At 61.3% G+C, this 17844-nt stretch carries 13 protein-coding genes and 2 pseudogenes; 8 read left to right on the top strand and 7 right to left on the bottom strand.

Annotated features, from left to right (window positions below; translation table 11 throughout):
* Nucleotides 1–286: 286 nt before the first annotated feature.
* The 7 genes and pseudogenes from QN397_RS10100 to QN397_RS10070 all read left to right on the top strand — a co-directional run.
* Nucleotides 287–784, top strand: a complete 498-nt coding sequence (locus QN397_RS10100) for a helix-turn-helix domain-containing protein (protein WP_323499601.1) — start codon at nucleotides 287–289, stop codon at nucleotides 782–784.
* A gap of 14 nt (nucleotides 785–798) precedes the next feature.
* Complete coding sequence (locus QN397_RS10095; protein WP_323500840.1) at nucleotides 799–2016, top strand: acyltransferase; 1218 nt, start codon at nucleotides 799–801, stop codon at nucleotides 2014–2016.
* A gap of 266 nt (nucleotides 2017–2282) precedes the next feature.
* The gene (locus tag QN397_RS10090; protein WP_323500839.1) at nucleotides 2283–4223 is read left to right on the top strand and encodes an Ig-like domain-containing protein; all 1941 of its coding nucleotides are present in this window, start codon (nucleotides 2283–2285) and stop codon (nucleotides 4221–4223) included.
* 452 nt (nucleotides 4224–4675) lie between these two features.
* A complete protein-coding gene (locus QN397_RS10085; RefSeq protein WP_416352323.1) occupies nucleotides 4676–5038 on the top strand; it encodes a type II toxin-antitoxin system HigB family toxin in 363 nt (120 codons plus the stop codon).
* Between the two features lie 29 nt (nucleotides 5039–5067).
* Nucleotides 5068–5442 (top strand): transcriptional regulator, encoded by a 375-nt coding sequence (locus QN397_RS10080; protein ID WP_323500838.1) that lies wholly within the window; start codon nucleotides 5068–5070, stop codon nucleotides 5440–5442.
* Between the two features lie 35 nt (nucleotides 5443–5477).
* On the top strand, nucleotides 5478–5711 hold the full coding sequence (locus QN397_RS10075) for a hypothetical protein (RefSeq protein WP_323500837.1): 234 nt from the start codon (nucleotides 5478–5480) through the stop codon (nucleotides 5709–5711).
* A gap of 241 nt (nucleotides 5712–5952) precedes the next feature.
* Nucleotides 5953–6868, top strand: a pseudogene (locus QN397_RS10070) (IS5 family transposase); the annotation flags it as partial.
* A 111-nt stretch (nucleotides 6869–6979) separates the two neighbouring features.
* On the opposite strand, the gene QN397_RS10065 reads toward QN397_RS10070, so the two are convergent.
* Together QN397_RS10065 and QN397_RS10060 are read right to left on the bottom strand one after the other, a co-directional pair.
* Nucleotides 6980–7780: an alpha/beta hydrolase gene (locus QN397_RS10065; protein WP_323500836.1), complete on the bottom strand. Its 801-nt coding sequence runs from the start codon at nucleotides 7778–7780 to the stop codon at nucleotides 6980–6982.
* Nucleotides 7781–7877: 97 nt separating this feature from the next.
* Entirely contained in the window at nucleotides 7878–8717 is an 840-nt protein-coding gene (locus QN397_RS10060) for a class I SAM-dependent methyltransferase (protein ID WP_323500835.1), read from the bottom strand.
* 111 nt (nucleotides 8718–8828) lie between these two features.
* On the opposite strand from QN397_RS10060, the gene QN397_RS10055 reads away from it, so the two are divergent.
* A complete protein-coding gene (locus tag QN397_RS10055) occupies nucleotides 8829–10826 on the top strand; it encodes a transcriptional regulator (RefSeq protein ID WP_323500834.1) in 1998 nt (665 codons plus the stop codon).
* 491 nt (nucleotides 10827–11317) lie between these two features.
* On the opposite strand, the gene QN397_RS10050 is transcribed toward QN397_RS10055, so the two are convergent.
* The 5 genes and pseudogenes from QN397_RS10050 to QN397_RS10030 form a co-directional block, all read right to left on the bottom strand.
* A complete protein-coding gene (locus QN397_RS10050; protein ID WP_323500833.1) occupies nucleotides 11318–13330 on the bottom strand; it encodes a putative bifunctional diguanylate cyclase/phosphodiesterase in 2013 nt (670 codons plus the stop codon).
* The gene (locus QN397_RS10045; RefSeq protein WP_323500832.1) at nucleotides 13311–13850 is read right to left on the bottom strand and encodes a heme NO-binding domain-containing protein; all 540 of its coding nucleotides are present in this window, start codon (nucleotides 13848–13850) and stop codon (nucleotides 13311–13313) included. Before QN397_RS10045 ends, QN397_RS10050 begins: the two co-directional genes overlap by 20 nt.
* Nucleotides 13851–14239: 389 nt before the next feature.
* On the bottom strand, nucleotides 14240–14587 hold the full coding sequence (locus QN397_RS10040; RefSeq protein ID WP_323500831.1) for a hypothetical protein: 348 nt from the start codon (nucleotides 14585–14587) through the stop codon (nucleotides 14240–14242).
* Nucleotides 14588–15222: 635 nt separating this feature from the next.
* Nucleotides 15223–16734 carry a sensor domain-containing diguanylate cyclase gene (locus tag QN397_RS10035; protein WP_323500830.1) on the bottom strand — a complete coding sequence of 504 codons (1512 nt, stop codon included), beginning with the start codon at nucleotides 16732–16734 and terminating at the stop codon, nucleotides 15223–15225.
* Nucleotides 16735–17153: 419 nt separating this feature from the next.
* Nucleotides 17154–17521 (bottom strand): annotated as a pseudogene (locus tag QN397_RS10030) (transposase); the annotation flags it as partial.
* Nucleotides 17522–17844 lie beyond the last annotated feature (323 nt).

The raw sequence follows: 17844 nt of genomic DNA, 5'->3' as shown, positions 1-17844 counted from the left end.
AAATAAGACTGCAGCCCTGCCTCCTGAATCTTCACACATACGAGTTCTTGCAATCCGGGAGGCGCCCATATAAGCGTCTCCCTAGTTGCGGTACAGCTTAAATCGACAACCGGAGATGACGGATACGCGGTGCCTTTGCGCAACAGAGCCGCCACTACGGGGATGGCGGCCAACTGTCGTCACGTGGCGGCTTCCTGGCGTGGTGGGCCACACGCATCGATGCGAGAGTCGGCGACGTCTGCTGCCTGGCCAATCTCAACCCGTTTCATTCACAGGGAACCGCATAATGGAAATGATGAAAGTTGACCCGGAACTAGTGCGAAAACTGCGCGAGGAGCGGGCGTGGTCTCAGGAGCAACTTGCCGCGGTAGCAGGCCTGAGCTTGCGTACGGTCCAGCGCGTTGAATCTGACGCCAACGCGTCCGCAGAGACAAGAATGTCGCTCGCGAGCGCTTTCGGGGTCGAGTTGGAGAGTCTCAAGCCGACCGGTCCTGCGACCGCTGAACCTCCTCCTTCCTCGCCCGTCCAGGGTGTACCGGTGGCGGCCTCTTCCAATCAGCCTGTCCCTGTAAAAAAGCTCTCCTACCTGTACTACCGCTTGCTGCGGTTCCTGGTCATCGTCGGCCTGCTGGTCGGGTTCGACGTCTATGAGACGGGTAGCGTCACTTGGTCTAGGTGGATTCTCGTGTTCGGGGTCGCCCTATGCGGGCTGCGCGTCATCAAGGCTCAGTTCGTGGATCCCGAAGAGTTACGCCGCCGCCGATCAGTCTCGCGGAATGTCTAAGGCCGGACATTTTTATGCAACCGCACTTGCCAACGGCGGTCACCATAAAACCCGCCCAGGAGTTTGAAGCTCAACAATCGGTGAGTAAGCAGGCCTGGGTGGCAAGCCCGCAACTCGCAAGTGCGGGCGCCCGCAACGCGGGCTTGGATGCCCTCCGCGCCAGTCTGACGCTTCTGGTGGTGATGCATCACACCGCCATTACCTACGGGGCGATCGGTGGCTGGTTCTATCGCGAAGTGTCCACCGACCGCTCCCTGTCCTCCACCCTGCTGGTCTATTTCTGCACGGTCAATCAGGCTTTCTTCATGGGCCTGTTCTTTCTGCTTGCGGGGTATCTCACGCCCGGTGCTGTGGAGCGACACGGGACGCGTCGCTACGCAATAGATAGGTTTAAGCGGCTCGGCTTGCCGCTCCTGTTTTTTGGCTGGCTCCTCGGACCCGTAACGATCGCAATGGCACAAACGGCTCGCGGCCACGCGTTCGCCGATACCTTGGTGAAGCTGTTGCGCGACGGGACATTTGAGAATGGCCCACTGTGGTTCGCACAGGCATTACTCATCTTCGCTTGTGTCGCGATGCTCTGGTTGAAACTGACGCCGCGTCTCCAACAACTGTGGCCGGGCCAGGGCGAAATAGCGCCCTGGCCTTCAAATGTCGCGATGCTCGGAGCGGCAACAGTCACCGGGGCAGTCGCGCTGGTATTGCGCGTATTCTGGCCAGTCGGTGTGAACGTCTGGGGCTTGCAACTCGGGTATTTTTCGAGCTACGTGGTTCTGTTCGCCTTCGGTTGCTTTGCGGCACGGCACCATTGGCTTGAGTTCTTGCCGGCAGACAAGGTGCGCACCTGGTGGCGCGTGGCGCTCCTCGCGTTGCCGACACTGCCAATCGTCTATTTCCTTGGTCGCGCTGTGCCGGGGCTCCGCGAACCGGTATTGGGCTACGTTTATGCCTTTTGGGAGCCGATCGTTGCCTGGGGAGTGATTTTGAAATTGCTCTGGGAGTTCCAACGGAAATTCACCGTCTTGGACGGTCTGTGGAAATCTTTGGTGCGCCGCGCATATACGATCTTCATCATTCATCCGCCTGTGTTGGTGGCGGTGGCTTTGGCGTGGCGCGGCGTTCCGACCAATGGCTTGGTGAAGTTTGCGGTGACGGGCACGGTGACCTGCGCACTGTGCTTCATCTTCGCTGGATGGCTGCTGCGAGTGCCGGCGCTGCGAAAAATTCTCTGACGATCGATCTCAAACTCGGGTCCAAAGACCGTTTACCGTTCTTTGCGATCCGAATTCTGAGCGCTAAATCTTTGGCATCGCGGTCGCCATATTCGGGCTTAGGCGTTTCCGCAACACCATGTTTTTTCCTTCGTTGCGTTTAGATACTTGTTGTGACAGTGCGCGGTCGGGCAACCGCTTCAAACGCATAGCCGGACAAAAAAACAAATAAAGCAACTTTCGATGGCGCTGTAGATAGCGCCAATCGATCCCAGACAGGATCATGAATGGCTACGGGTTTCCAAAAAGGTTTTTTGGGCTACGTCAAGGGCATCGCTCTGGCAGGTTTCGTCGCGTTGAGCGGCTGTGGTGGGGGTGGCAGCGGGGGTGGTGCTTTTTTGCCGATTCTGCCCGCTACGCCCAATGCACCAACAACGGTCACGCTGACGGCCATTGAAATCAACCCGGTCAATCCGATCGTCGCAGCAGGCACTTCGTCAAAACTCGCCGCAACTGCAATTTACAGCGACAGCACTCACGCCGATGTGACTGCGCAGGTCGCCTGGGCATCGTCGGATGCGACGGTGGCAACGGTCGCACAAACCACAGGCCTCACGACTGGCGCGGCCACTGGCAAGGCAATGGTGACCGCCAGCCTGGCCGGTCAAAGTGGAACCACTAGCGTCACTGTGACCCCGGCAAAGGTCGTGAGCATTGCGATTTCGCCCGGCAGCACTGCGATTGCTGCGGGAACGCAGGCGCAGTTTGTCGCCACTGGCACGTTCACCAACAGCACCAAGCAGGTGATCACATCGAACGTTGTCTGGACTTCCACCAGTGCTGCTGTGGCAACTGTCGATGCGTCGGGCTTGGCGAGCGGCCTTACGCCCGGAATGACGACTCTGATGGTGACATGCAGGGCCGCAGACTTTTGCGCGAGCGCAGATGTCGTTGGTAACGCGACGCTCAATGTGACTGCGGCAACGCTTGCGTCCATTGCACTGACGCCGGCCACTTCGAGCATCGCGCTCGGTACAACTCAACAGTTTGTCGCGACCGGCACGTACACCGACCAGACCACGCAGGATCTGAGCACGCAAGTGACCTGGAGCTCCAGTAACACGACAGTCGCAGCGCTCAGCGCGACAGGACTGGCGACTTCCGGCAGCACCGGTACGACGTCAGTCAATGGAGGTCTGGGTACCGTGCTTGCGCCAACGGTGACCTTGACCGTGACGCCTGCGACGCTCACCGCTATCGCAGTGACGCCGCCCAGCACGACCATGACCACGGGCGCGACAAAGCAGTTCACGGCCACAGGTACCTATACCGACGGTTCAACTCAAAATATCACCACCACTGCAACCTGGTCGTCCAGCCAAATCAGCGTCGCGACGATCAGCAATGCCACTGGCAGCAATGGCTTGGCAACTGGTGTGGCACAGGGTGCAGCCACGTTGACTGCAGCCCTCAATGGATCTAGCTCAAATGCGACGCTGACGGTACAGGCACAGCCAATCTTCACGGTGCCAGGCGCGTACACCTTCACGGTGCCGACTGGCGTGACGTCATTGAACGTCGTCGCGATCGGCGCAGGCGGAGGAGGTAAGTCCGGATATATCGGCGGCAATGGGGCAGTAGTTACCGCCACCATGGTCGTCGGCCCTGGGGATACGTTGAACCTCTTCGTGGGCGGTGGCGGCAACCAAGGAGGGGGCGGATCGACCAATGTCAACGCTGGCGCAACCAACCAAGTCATCGCGGGCGCAGGTGGTGGTGCAGGTGGCGGCGCGGGGGGCAATGGCAACGCTGGCGACGCTGGCGCCAACGCCGATGGATCGGGCAGCCGAGGCGTCCACATAAGCGGCGGCGCGGGCGGTCATGCTGGCATTGGCGGCTCGGGTGGCGGGGGCACTATGGGCTATCCAAATGGACCTGCGGGCGGCAGCGGCAACGGCGGTGCAGGAGGCAAGTCGTACGGGGGCGTCGCCGGAGGCGTAAGTGCGGGCGCGGGCGTCGGTGGTGACGCCGGCAACACGTGCTGCGGCGCGGGCGCAGGCGGCGGCGGTTACGGGGGCGGTGGTGCCGCCGGTGGTGGTCCCGGCTCCGATGGCGGTGGTGGTGGAGGCGGCAGCACCGGGCCCGCCGGCACGACCTATGCTGTTGGCACCAATCGCGGCGCCTCGGGTGTGGTTGGCGGCGATGGATCTATCACGATCTCCTACTGAATCGGAGAGAAGCTGATTCCGCATGTCAAGCGGCATCAGCAAACCATGAGGAGCTTTCCAACAGCTCATGGGCTTTTGGTTCTCGACCGTAGTAAAGGTGTGCGTGGAGGTACCGCTTTATGTGTGACGGCACGCGGGGCCGAAGGGAGATGCGGCATCAACCACGCTGCGCGGCCGCGGGACTGGACGGCCGGTTCTCGGCGCACTCGCTGCGCACGGGTTTTGTGACGGAGGCGGGTCTGTGCGACATGCCGATCGGCGAGGCCATGGCCATGACAGGGCGACTACCAGTCGGCGGCGATCCGTCGCAGCAAGGTGGCCAGCATGCTGGATACGCCGCCGCCGAAGGACGCATAGGCCGGGGCTCGACAGGTTTGCGCCAATAGCAGGCCTGTCAGCTGAACTTACCCACGCATGAAGGTCACCGTCGGCTCCGCGCGATTAACGCGATCGTGTCGATCCAAGGCGATTGCCATAGTCCCGAATTGGTACTAAAATGGCCGGTGCACATCGTAGCCCAGTCAAATCTCACGGCCTATTACCAGCGGCCAAATCGGGGCGACGCAAAGGCAGCAATCGAGGCGTGGCTTGATGTAGCGAAGCTGGCGAAGTGGACAAGCTCGGACGATGTGAAGGCGCAGTACGCAAATTCGAGTCTTGTCGGCGGCAGGCGCGTGGTGTTCAACATTGCTGGCAACAAGCACCGGTTGATCGTGGCGTTTGCATATCAAACGCAGTGGGGCTTTGTGAAGTTCATCGGCACGCACGCCGAATACGACTCGATCGATGCAGCAACTGTCGATCAGTTCAAGTAAATCCGTCCATCGTCAAAGGAGTGACCCAAATGGAAGTTCGAGCAATCCGCGATCAAGACAGTTACTGCGCGGCCCTGGCGCGCGTCTCAGCGCTGATCGACCTTGACCCTGCACCCGATTCGCCCGATGGCGAAGCGCTGGAAGTGCTGGGCACGTTGGTCGAAGTCTATGAAGCAAAGCACTACCCGATAGCGCTGCCAGACCCGATTGATGCCATCAAGTTTCGCATGGAGCAATCCGGCCTGACCGTCGCCGACATGGTGCCCTACATTGGTCCTCGCAATCGCGTGTATGAAATCCTCAATCGCACACGCCCTCTCACCATGCCCATGATCCGCCGCCTGCTCAATCTCGGCATCCCGGCATCGTCGCTGGTTGGTCAGCCTGAGCCGGTCTCTGCCTGACACCCGCTACGCACTGAGGGCACCCCGAGCCAGCTGTGCTCCGGCTTTTTACCGAGGCGGGTCTGCGCGACATGCCGATCGGCGAGGCCATGGCCATGACGGGGCACCGCACGGTGGCCACCTTCCAGGGCTACTTGAATCGCCCCAGCTTTGAACTGACCCCCAGAAGTTGGACAAGCCTGAGGGGTGTTGGCGCCGGCGCGGCTTTGACCCATGCCGGTATTGAGTGGCTGCAATACGCCACCATCCAACGCCAGCGCTGGCAATGATGTGAGGCGCCAGCAAACTTCTCAATTCTCCGCCGGCCGCAACAATGATGGGCATTTGAAACGCTGCGTTCGACTGGCAGGCAGATGCCCGGGTGTGCCTGCAAATCATTCAAGCCGGGTCTCAAGTAGTTACCTAGGCGAATGCTGCGCCACGTATTCCTTTCAGGAGACGCTGATCAATTGATCGATCCCGGCACGCCTCATGCATGCACGAGAGGACCAGATTACAAGGGCAACGGATATGAACCAACGCAGCTTTGCCAGCGCCGCGCACGCATTGAAGAAGAAGCGAGCGCGCCGGGAGAAGTTTCTTGCCGAGATGGAACGCGTCGTGCCCTGACCCCGCCTGATCACCCTGATAGAGCCGCTGCGTCCCACCGGTGGGCGTTTGGGCCGTCAGCCGATCGGCGTGCCCCGAATGCTGCGCATGTATTGCCTGCAGCAGTGGTACGGCCAGGCCGACGAGGCGTTGGAAGATGCCCTGTACGACAGCCAGGCACTGCGCGACTTCGTGGGCATCGACCTGTCGCGCGAATCGGTGCCTGATGCCACCACGTTGCTCAAGTTCAGGCGCTTGCTGCTGGACAACGACCTCACCAAGTCCCTGTTCGACGAGATCAACGCCCACCTTGCCGAACAGGGACTTCTGATGCGTGCCGGCACCATCGTGGACGCGACCATCATCGCGGCACCCAGCTCGACCAAGAACGCTAGCAATGCCAGAGACCCCGAGATGCATCAGACCAAAAAGGGCAATCAATGGCACTTTGGAATGAAAGCGCACATCGGTTTCGACGCGCAGTCGGGCCTGGTCCACACGGTGATTGGCACGGCAGCCAACACAAGCGACATCAACGTTGCTGGGGCGCTGCTGCATGGTGAGGAGCATGCAGCCTTCGGTGACGCTGGCTATCAGGAGGGGTAAGCGCAGAAAGCTCAACGAGTTCATCGAGCACCAATTCTTGGCCGAACGTGCGGAGAAGATGAAGGCCAGCATCCGCGACAAGGTCGAGCATCCGTTCCATGTGGCCAAGAACCTGTTTCGTCACAGGAAGGCGCGCGACAAGGGGATGGCCAAGAACACGGGACAGCTATTGAACCCGTTCGGCCTGGCCAATGTGGTCATCGTCAGGAGGTCGCTGTTGGAGGTTCGCGGGCGATCGCACGAACGTCTGGAATCTGAGGAAGACCTGGCGGCGCACACACTGAGTCTGCCGATGCGTGACACGGACTTCTTGTGTGGGAGCATCTCTGCATTGAGCGACCGCCTACACAGATCGCAGGAGGAAGTTCTCGATGACCCGATTCACCGCGTCGGGATCGGTGATCGGCCCCATATGCCCTAGGTCGGCAAGATTCACGCAGGAGACGTTCGGGAGTGCCTTCAACAGTCGACGTGCCACGCCGTGGGCAGACTGAGTTGACCGCCCGCCTGTGAGGTATAGCACCGGCATTTGGAGTCGGCCAAACTCCGAAATCGGCGTGGGTTCGGTGAACAGCGCATGAGCCCACCGTCGAACATTCACGACGGAGTCGGCGATGGCGACCTTGCGGTTTTCCGCGGTAGTGGCCCAGCTCCCCGGCCCCATCCAGTAGTCGATGAAGCAGCGGGCCGCCTCAAACCGATCTCCGCCGTCCAGTGCCGTAGCCGCCGCGGCCACCGCATTCCGGATCCCGTCCGCATCGTTCGGGGCAGGGCCTTCCATCTCGATCAGCGAGAACAGGGTTGGCTCATAGATCACCAGCGCTCGCACTCTGGTCGGGTGCTGGACAGCCGTGCGCAGGGCCACTGCAGCTCCGTACGAATGACCGACGAGCCCGAACGGATCGCCTGCCCTTCGCAACACCGGCTCTATCAGATCGACTTCGTCCTGTAAGGTAATGGTGCTGTCGGAGGGCCAGTCCGGACTCCGACCTGACCCGTACAAGTCGGGTGCGAGCATCCAATAGCGGTCCGCCAGACGCGTCATCAGCGTGCGCCACTGCCCGGACACACTGGCGTTCGAATGCAAGCAGACGATCGCAGGGCCGGAGCCGGCCTCGCGCCAATAGGGTATCGCGGCGCTCATTTGGTTTCTCGACTGCTCATGTGAAGCCTCCGGGAGGGAGACCTTAAAGCCGCCCAACTTTATCGGCAAGAGGGCCACTGGGCGCTCTTTCTTCGGGTCAGCGCCGCGTGACGACCGCCTCCAAGTACGCGCTGGGCACCACCAGAGATGCGCTGCCGGCGCGGTTTCCCTTGGTCAGCAGTTCGATCATGTCTGACTCCAGCGCCGCCGCCTTGTCGGTCGGCAGCGCGGTAAAGGCCTTGTGGGTGGGGCCGTACCAGGTGCGGAAGACTTCGACGAAGTGGGCGGCAGAGCGATAGCGGAAATTAAATAACCGTGGCGTGGTCGAGATCGTCGCCTGGGCGGGAGGGAACAACTCTATTAAGCGCGCTTCGGTGCCCCAGGCCGAGGGTGGTTTGACGCCGGCCGGTGGCGCCACGTAGCGGCCGAGCGTCTTGAAGAGCTGGCCGATGAAGCCGTCGGGCGTCCAGTTCGCTAGGCCGATGCGACCGCCAGGTCGGCAGACGCGAAGCAGCTCGGCCGCGGCCTTGTCCTGATCCGGCGTGAACATCACGCCGAAGGTGGAGAGCACCGCATCGAACGCGTTCGCTGCGAAGGGCAGCGCCTCGGCATCCGCGGTCTGGAAGCTCACCTCGAGGCGTTCGGCCTGCGCGCGCTCGGCGCCGCGATCAAGCAGAGCGCTCACATAGTCGGTCGAGGTCACCTTGCAGCCGCGCCGCGCAGCCGCGAGCGTGGCATTGCCGTTGCCGGCTGCGACATCGAGCACCTTTTCGTCGGTGCGCAGGTCGCAGGACTCGGCCAGCAGCTCGCCAACGAGCTGGAGCGTGGTGCCAACGATCGCGTAGTCGCCGGAGGACCAGGCCGCCTGCTGTCGACCCTTGACGGCCGCGAGATCGGCGGTTGTGCTGGCGGAGGTGGGCGAAGATAATGGGGACATGACGGGCTCCTTGCAGGTTGGGGATCGAAGCCTCCTTCACTTGCGGGAGACAGAGGCCAACTGTGTGCTTCGGGCGTGGCATTGAGCGCTGCAATCCGCGTGGAATTGAGCGTGGCAACGACTGTTGAATTCACTGCCTCGTCCTCCGAATTCGAGCTCCGCCTGCTCGGTCCGATGGCGATGCTGCGGCGCGGGCAGGCGCTCATCCTGCCCCCATCACGCAAGGCTCGGGCGCTACTAGCTTTGCTTGCGCTGGCCCCGCGCCCCATGTCCCGCGACCAACTTTGCGAGATGCTTTGGGACCGGCCTTCGGATCCTCGCGCCGAGTTGCGTAGCGCCCTGTCGAAGCTGCGTGCCCTTCTCGACGAGCCGCTGCGCAAGCGCGTGCTGGCTAACGCGCAAGGCGTGCATCTGGATTTGGGCGACGGAATAATCGACGTACGCGAGCTGGAGTCGCAGGTCCGCAGCCGCAACGATTCCAGCGCAACGCTGGCGTCGTCCATCCACGCGGCGGGCTTCGACGGCGAATTTCTGGCGGGCCTCGACATCGACGGTGCGCCTATCTACGCTCACTGGGTGATGGCGGAGCGGCGTCGCTGGCGCAGCCTTTACATTGCCCTGCTGGAGCGCATGGCCGACCACTTTCCGCCCCAATCCGCCGAGGCATTGGACTGCCTGAGCCGGTGGCTGCGCCTGTTGCCGCATGACCGCCGCGCGCACGAGCGCCTGCTCGACGCGCTTGCGCGGCGCGGCCAGCTTCGCGAAGGCGATGCCCATCTCGCGACCGCCGTCCGACTCTTCGACTGCGAAGGCCAGGACGCAACAGACCTTGTGCAAGCGTGGCGTCTGGCGCGTGAGCGCCACGGCGGCTCGGCGGTCCGCGCTGTGGTGCAGGAACCGCCGCCCTCCGCCAGTGAGCCACCCCACCTGCGTCGCGGGTCGGTCGCCGTCATGCCCTTCGAGGAGTTGCCTTACGGCAGTTCGAGTGGCTTCGGTCGCTACTTGGCCTACGACGTCACAACGAGGTTGGCCAAACTGCGCAGCCTGTTCGTCATCGCCCCGGCCAGCACTAGCGCACTTGAGGCGCGGGGCATGGGAGCGGAAGCCGCTGCGCGCGTGCTCGATGTCGACTACGTGGCCACCGGTCTTTTGCGCCGAGGCTGCGGGCAGATCGCCCTGTCGACCCAGCTCATCCATACCCGTAGCGCACGCGTAGTCTGGGCCGACAGCCTGAGCGCGGCCGAGTCGGAACCGTTCGACGTGCTGGACGAATTGTGCAACCAGCTGGTGGCCGCCATCGCAGACCAGGTCGAGCTCGCCGAACGTCAGCGCGCCGTGCTCAAACCCCCAGGGTCGCTCGATGCGTGGGAAGCCCACCACCGGGGCCTGGAGCACATGTACCGCTTCCGACGCGAAGAAAATGAACTAGCCCGCCACTGGTTCGAAACCGCCACACGCCTGGAGCCGGGGTTCTCGCGCCCGCACGCGGGCCTCTCATTCACGCATTGGCAGAACGCCTTCCAAGGTTGGGGCGACCGGGCGCGCGAAACAGAACTCGCCTGGCGCCATGCCAACGAAGGCCTCATCGCTGACGACCAGGATCCAGCGATCCACTGGGCCCTGGGCCGTGCTCACTGGCTGCGCGGACAGGTGGCTGAGTCACTCGCCGAACTGAACCAGTCGGTCCTGCTCAGTCCTAACTTCTCGCAGGGCCATTACGCGCTAGCTTTCGTGCACTCGCAGTCGGGCGATGCCCATGCGGCCATTGCTTCGGCCGACCACGCCCGCGAGCTGAGCCCGTTCGATCCGATGCTATTTGCCATGTTGGCTACGCGGGCGATGGCGCTGATGCGCCAGGGTCGGATGGACCAGGCCGCCGACTGGGCCGTGCGGGCGAGCGCGCGACCCAACGCACACCAGCACATCCGCGGCATCGAGGCGCATTGCCTCGAATTGGCGGGCCGCCACGACGAGGCCCTGCAGGCGGTTGCAGCCCTGCGTCGCGAGCACCCGGGCTACAGCGTGACCGACTTCCTGCGGGCCTTTCACTTTGCTGACGACGGCGAGAGCCTGATTCGGCGCGCGGCGGTGGGAATAGGCCTCGCATGAACCATTCTGGGCTGTCCGCGCCGACGCGAATTTGAGCCAGGCGCCGATATTTGAATGAGCCGGGAGATTTGAGCCGAAAGCCAAGCCTAGCGACAATTCCAGTGCCAAGGAAGTGGCTCACTGCCGCGCCGGAAGATGGCTCAAATCGGCGTCGGCGGCAACACATTGAACCATTGGCCGGCATTAGAAATCACCGCCAGCACTTGGGTTGGGAGGTGACGGTCTGGGTCAGCCCAGTGTCGGCGTCAGGGTCAAAAACGCGCCGGCGCCAACATCGCATGATGTTGCCAGCGCAACATCCGCGCCCTGCTGCACGTGTCCTGGTCTAATGAAGTCGCACACTGCGATAGCTGGCAATCAGCTGGACAGTACTTCGGGCGGCGGGTGTGATGCAAAAATGGCGGGCTGCTTCTGTCATGGCGCAGTCGGTCGGCACCTAGTCGTGCCCAAAGGCGCGTACTTGTGCACCAGAATAATGTCGATCACTTCTTTTATCGCAGCACACCTTGTTCGCGCCAAGCCGCGCCGGCTGCATCAGCTTTCATGGGCTTGTAGTAGTAGTAGCCCTGCACGAAATCGGCTCCCATTCCCTGCAGCAGCGCTACCTCGGCGGCCGTCTCGGCGCCCTCGGCCACCACGTCCAGGCCCAGGGTGTGTGCCAGCATCACGACCACTTCGGCAATCTGTCGCTTGTCATCTTGACGATCCATTTGGGTCACGAAGGAGCGGTCGATTTTTAGGGTGTCGAGCGGCAGGCGCCGCAATTGGCTGAGCGAAGAGTAGCCGGTGCCGAAATCGTCGAGGCATAACTTGACGCCCAATTCCCTCAACTGCCGAAAAATATCGAGTGCGTGATCAGGGTCGGCCATGACCGCGCTTTCGGTCAATTCCAGTTTTAGCGTGCCAGCGAGAATACCGGTCTCGCTCAAGGTCTGCGCGACCAGCGCGACCAGGCGATCATCGGACAGCTGCATGGCCGACAGATTGACACTCATCGTCAGCGGCTGCCCGCTGTCTTGCTGCCAGGTCCGCAGTTGGTTGCAGGCATTCCGAAGTATCCAACCACCCATCCCGACGATCAGGCCGATTTCTTCGGCCACTGGTATAAATTCAGCCGGGCCGACCGCGCCATACACTGGGTGGTCCCAGCGCAGCAGTGCCTCGAAACCGCGTATTTGGCCGTCGCGGGGGGTGACGATCGGCTGGTAGGCCAGCCAGAGTTCGCCACGGCCCTGCGCCAACCGCAATTCCGATTCGAGCTTCAGGCGGCGCAAAGCGTTGTCCTGCATGGCGGTATCGAACATGACCCAGCGCGCGCGGCCCTTCTGCTTGGCGTAGTACATGGCAGTGTCGGCGTCGCGCAGCATGTTATGCACGTCGGTGTAGCCGCTCGCGCTGAGGGCAATGCCGATACTGGCCGTGACGATGACCTGCTGCTCGTCCAGCACGACGGGCTCGGCCATGACACTCAGAAGCCTTTCGGCTACACGCACAGGGACCCGCTCGTTGCTAATGTTGTCGAGCAGGATGGTGAATTCGTCGCCACCCATGCGCGCCACGAAATCGGCGCCGCCAACATCGCCCTCACCGCGCGACATCATGTCGATGTGGCGCAGCGAGTTGGTCATGCGGTTGGCGGTGGCGATGATCAGCTGGTCACCGGCTTGATGCCCCAAGCCGTCGTTGACGCCTTTAAAACGGTCAAGGTCGATGAACAACACGCTGAACTGGTAGCCCGGCACGCGCTGGGCGCGTAAGTGGGCCTGTTGCAGGCGGTCAAGGAACAGCTTGCGGTTTCCCAGCTGGGTCAGCGGGTCGTGCAGCGCGTCGTGCATCAACCTGTCCTTGGTGCGCCTGCGCTCGACGACGCGCCCGAGCGTCATACCGATCTGGCCCATCAGGCGCAGCAGCGCCTCGTCGGGCGTCTGATGTTTCATGCTGAAGAACTCGAGCACTGCCACCACTTCAGTGCCGATCATGACCGGGAATGCAAACAGGGAGCGCAGACCGGCACGCTCCGCTTCCGGCAGACGCGGATGAGCATTCGCATCGAGACTGTTGGAGTTGACCCATGCTGGCGCGCTGCTTTCCCATACCCTGCCCGGTAATCCGATACTGCGTCCAAATGCGATAGATTCGGTCAGTGCGCGCAGCGCGTCGTAGCGGCCGCTGCTTTCGTCATGCCAGATCATGGTGGAATCGAACGTCGATCTGGCGTCGCCGTCGACCAGCAGTAAATGGCCTAACGGCCAGTCGGCGAACTTGCATACTGCGGCGAGGGCATGGCGCATAGCGTCTTCAACGCTGTCAGCCTCGTTCGATGCCGCAGCAATCGATTCGAGCAGGCCGATTTCCTGCTGCCGCTGGAACAGGTCGCGCAGGCCGTGTTCAGCGATCGCTTCGGCTTCGTGGCGCGCGGCAGACTCGCGCCGCAGGCGTCGGTTCAGGCGTGCGATTTCGGCGTCGGCAACCGCAGACTCAGCGTCATTGATGGAATCGGACATGTAATACGCACTTGGAAGCTCCTTCATGCATGCACTGTGACTGCGTGATGTCGGCTTGCTCCTGGAAGTGTTTGGCGGCGCCCTGCATGAAGCCTTCCGCCAACGCGCACAGCTTGCGCGGCGAGCTATAGCCAATGATCAAGCCGCCATCGTCGCCGGCGCCGAAATCGAACATCGGCGTGTTCGCGCCGGGATACAACTTATGAACCTCAGGATGAATGACGTTGTTCAAGGTGAGCAGGAAACTGCGCGTTTCGGTATGACTGCTGAAAAAAACGGGGTAGCGAGCAACCATCGAGGGTATGGCGCGCTGGCCGAACCAGCGCAGCACGTCCTGGGTTGGCAGGTTCAGCGCTTTAGATGCCGCGTCGACCAGGGCTACGACTTCGCTGTCGGGATAGTTACCGAGAGAAGTGTAGGCGCCCGACAAGTCCGCTTCATCGAGCAGCTTGTCCCAGGTCGCTTCGCCGAAATCGTTGCTGACGGCTTCCTCAAGCAAATTAAAAACAATGCCCTTCATATGCTGCCTTGCCAGGGTGATGGTCTTCGAATTATGCCTTCGGGATGCATAGTCCCGAACGTTTTGTTACGTGATTTTAGGCAGTGAAGTCCGCATCACACTCTGCCGACGGAGTGGAAGGCAATGTTGCTTATGGCCTCGGCATGGTTGGCGTAGTTGTGCTGCCAGTCGCACACCATCTTCAAGTTCAAGGAGAAGCGCTCCATGACCGAACCGTCCCAACAATTTCTTTGTGACTTACGCTGCCAACCATGCTGTACCTGTGCGCTTGAGTGCTTGAGCAACAAAGCTGAATGCCAACTGCTGACGTTCCCATCGTGCGCAGGCTGGTCGGCTGCGGGCGTCTGAGCGGGGTTGGAGCGACGAAGGCCCTGGCGACGCCGTACGCCTCATCTCGCCTTTACGTGAACTTCTTTCAACCATCGTTCAAGCTGAAATCCAAAACACGCGACGGCGCCAAGGTTCACAAGATTTACTTCACACCGGCGACCCCCTGCGATCGGCTGCTGGCTCACGCGGCCATTGAACCGCTGATGAATGCGCAGCTCAAGGCGCAGCTCGAAAGCCTCGACCCGGTGCAGTTGCTGCAAGATGTTCGGAACGCGCAGCAGCCACTGAGTGAGATCGCAGCGCATGGCGTGCCAAGCGGTGCCGCGCCGGCGAGATCGCCGGTCGTCGACGCCTTCCTCAAGAGCCTGTCCACGGCGTGGAAGAATGGACAGGCTCGACCCACGCATGCAAGCAGCCCGGCGCCAAGCACTGGTGGCGCACAAAGGTTGATCCGTTCGCCGACGCGTGGCCGCTCGTTGACGGCTGGCCGATTGCCGAGCCGTCCGCTTCGGCCAAGGAGTTGATGGAACGATTGGCAACGATGTTCCCGTAAGCCTATGCCGGCAATGCGCAACTGCGAACGTTGCAACGCCGGGTCAAAGCCTGGCGTGCCGAGCGGGCGAAAGAAATGATCCTGGGCCGACTGCGTAAGTCGACCGGCATACCGGCTGAAGTGTGAAACAGCGGCGAAAAAACCTCGCGGCTCACGGGGGCCGGGCGCTTCGTGCCCGGCAGGCTATGGACATGTGGACGATGCGCCTGTGGCTCTCCGGCCGCGACCGTGGACAACGCGCCGCTGTGCGGCCTGCGTTGCCCACCGCCGCAGCCTTCGACCACATGCCCACAGCCTTCGATCATTGAATTGAACAGGGCAGATAGAGAGCCAAAACGACAACCGGCCGGCGGGTAACATTCCTTCGTGAGACAACACGCCGGACAAAGCAATCGTCGCCAACCAGTGAGCCCCTGTAAATTTACAAAGGCATAGGCGTCAAAAACAAAGTCTCGGGGTCAAACATGACCGGCGCCGCTGCGGAAGCTTTCACAGTGCGGCACTCACAGCTGGGTCAAATTCCGTCACCACTCGGTTTCTGCCGCCCCTTTTGGCTCGGTACAAAGCTCTGTCAGCGGCACCCAGTAGTTCATCGGCACCGGCATTGGGGCCAGGGAATACCTGCGCTGCCACGCCTGCGCTGATAGAGACGTAACCCAAAACACTGGAGACAAAGGGCAACTGCAGATTCGCCACCGTCAGGCAGATAGCCTCAGCCACCACGACCGCTCCTGCTGTATCCGTCTCGGGCAGGAGCACGGCTATTTCCTCACCCCCATAGCGCGCCACGAAGTCATGGGGCTGGCGCACTGCCGACGCGATGGCACAAGCCACCGCCTGTAGGCATCTGTCGCCCGCGGGATGGCCGTAGATGTCGTTGTAGAGTTTGAAGTGATCGACGTCGACCATGATGAGTGCCATTGGCCGGCCCGTTCTGCGGGCGTTCGCGAAATCCTGCATGAGGGTTTCGTCAAAGTAGCGACGGTTTGCCAGGCCGGTCAGCCCGTCATGGTGCGCCAGGTGGGTCAGCTGCGCGTTGGTCACAGTCAATTCGTTGCGCGCTTTGCGCAACATATTTTCGTCTCGCAGTCGGTCGCGCATCAAGCGGACCACCTTGTTGCCCAACAGGCCCACAAAGCTACATAGCAGCACGATCCAGACTGTCTGAACATACGTTGTGGTCCGCCAAGGTTGCAGCAGTTCCTGCTTGGATAGCGCCACGGTCACAAACAATGGGTTGTTCTTCAGGTATTGGTAGCTCACCACCCGTTCCACACCGTCGAGGGGCGAGACGAACTCAATCGTGCCGGACCGATGTTTTTGAAGCAGCAAAAACTGGGCAGTACCCGCTACGGTTTTGTCCATGTCGGACTCAGTAAACGGACGCCGCGTTAACAGACCTCCTTCGGACAGGCTCAGCGACAGCGCCCCGTACTGGCCAATCTCGTAGTCCGCCATCAACTGCTGGATATGGGCCACTTTGACGGTGGCAAGCACCACGCCGGTGAAATGGCCGTCCAAGTCGTTGAGGCGCCGCGAAACCGGAATGAGCCAGACGTTGCCAATCCGACTGAGATAAGGCTTGCCCAGATGGCGCGCCAGGCTCAGGCTGTCGCGGTGGTAAGTAAAATAGGCCCGCTGGGAATCGTTAGCAAGCGCATTGCCAGTTGATTCGGAACTGACGATCCGCTGGCCTTGGGCGTCCATTACAAAGAGGCTGTGGATCTGCTCAGTCGCCGCAGCATAGTTGACCAGCATGGGGTGCATGTGTTGGACAGCGATGGGGTCCCCGTCCACGCGCCCAAGTTCAAATGCCACCGTGTCCAGAATTCTGGCAGTTTCGGAAAAAAGGCTGTTCATCTGCTGGGCAATCGCCCGCGTCAGATTCATGTCGGCCAGCGTGGCCTGACGGATGGCTTCATCGCGCGCCTGAAGCGCCAGCCAGACATTGACCCCAAGCAGTGCCACGCACACGAATACCACGAACGCCGTGATCGCCATTACCGCTCGGCGAGGCGAGCTCGCACGAGTGTCAGGCTGTTTTAGGCTCGACTCAGGAACAGCGAGACTTTTATCTACAAGCATCTTGGTAAGCCAGAAAAAAGTGTGTTGCGGGAAGGCCCAGATAAAAACAACGTACGGCAATCCAAACTTTTCTCACAACGCCATTAAATGTCACGCATGTCAGAATTTGTCACAGCGCTTCAAATTGTCAGATCAAATGTGAAACTTAACCCATTAAAACGGAATGCAGTTTTCGGGACGTCGGGAGACGTGTAAACGGGCGCCTCCCGGATTGCAAGAACTCATGTTCGTGACGATTCAGGAGACAGGGCTGCAGTCTCATATCCAGCCTGTTGCTTGTTTCGTTGTTTTCATCTTCTTCGCCGTCTGTACGCGGCCAGCCACGCCTCGGGGCGTCAGGCTGGGCCGGGTGCCGGGGCCGCCCAGATCGTCCGCGCGAGCTTGTTCGCGACCGCGGCGACGGCCACGCTTGCGGCCGGCGCTGCAACAAGGCGGTCAGCCATGGCCATGTCGGACCATCCTTGGATCGGATCACGACGGCCCGGGTACCGTGCATCAGCAGCGTTCGCAGGTAAGCATCGCCGCGCTTGCTGATGCCCAGCTGCCGTACCCGTCCACCGGTGCCAGTCTGGCGCGGAAGCAGTCCGGCCCACGCTGCAAACTCCCGTGCATCCTTGAACGCAGTCAGCTCTCCCATGCTGGCGACGACCGCCGTCGCCGTAAGAAGACCAACGCCGGGAATTTCGGCAACAGCCTTGCAGGCCGGTATTTTGCGTTGGCGAAAAGCGGAAACTGCCGGGGTGCATACAAGGGTGTGCCCCCGCATTCTCAGGTGCTTTCCACTTGGGTGGCATGAGGAACAACCGCATCCAAACCAAGTGAAATAACAGCTCATGCTGGGTGACGATCCGCGTCAAGTGCAGGATCAAGGAACTAGTTCGTTCAACGACTCCTCTCGGCATAGTGCAAGGCTCCTGTGCCGTCCCAGCCGCGGTTTAAAATCAGCGTCGCCCCGACACGGCTTCGTCACTTCGTACCCCTGGTTAAAGTCAACTTCAGGGTGACAACGGGCCGTAGCAATCGCAC

Source organism: Variovorax sp. RTB1 (genome assembly GCF_035018765.1).
In the GTDB taxonomy this organism is placed as follows: Bacteria; Pseudomonadota; Gammaproteobacteria; order Burkholderiales; family Burkholderiaceae_C; genus Variovorax.
This window is presented reverse-complemented; position numbering and strand designations above follow the sequence as displayed.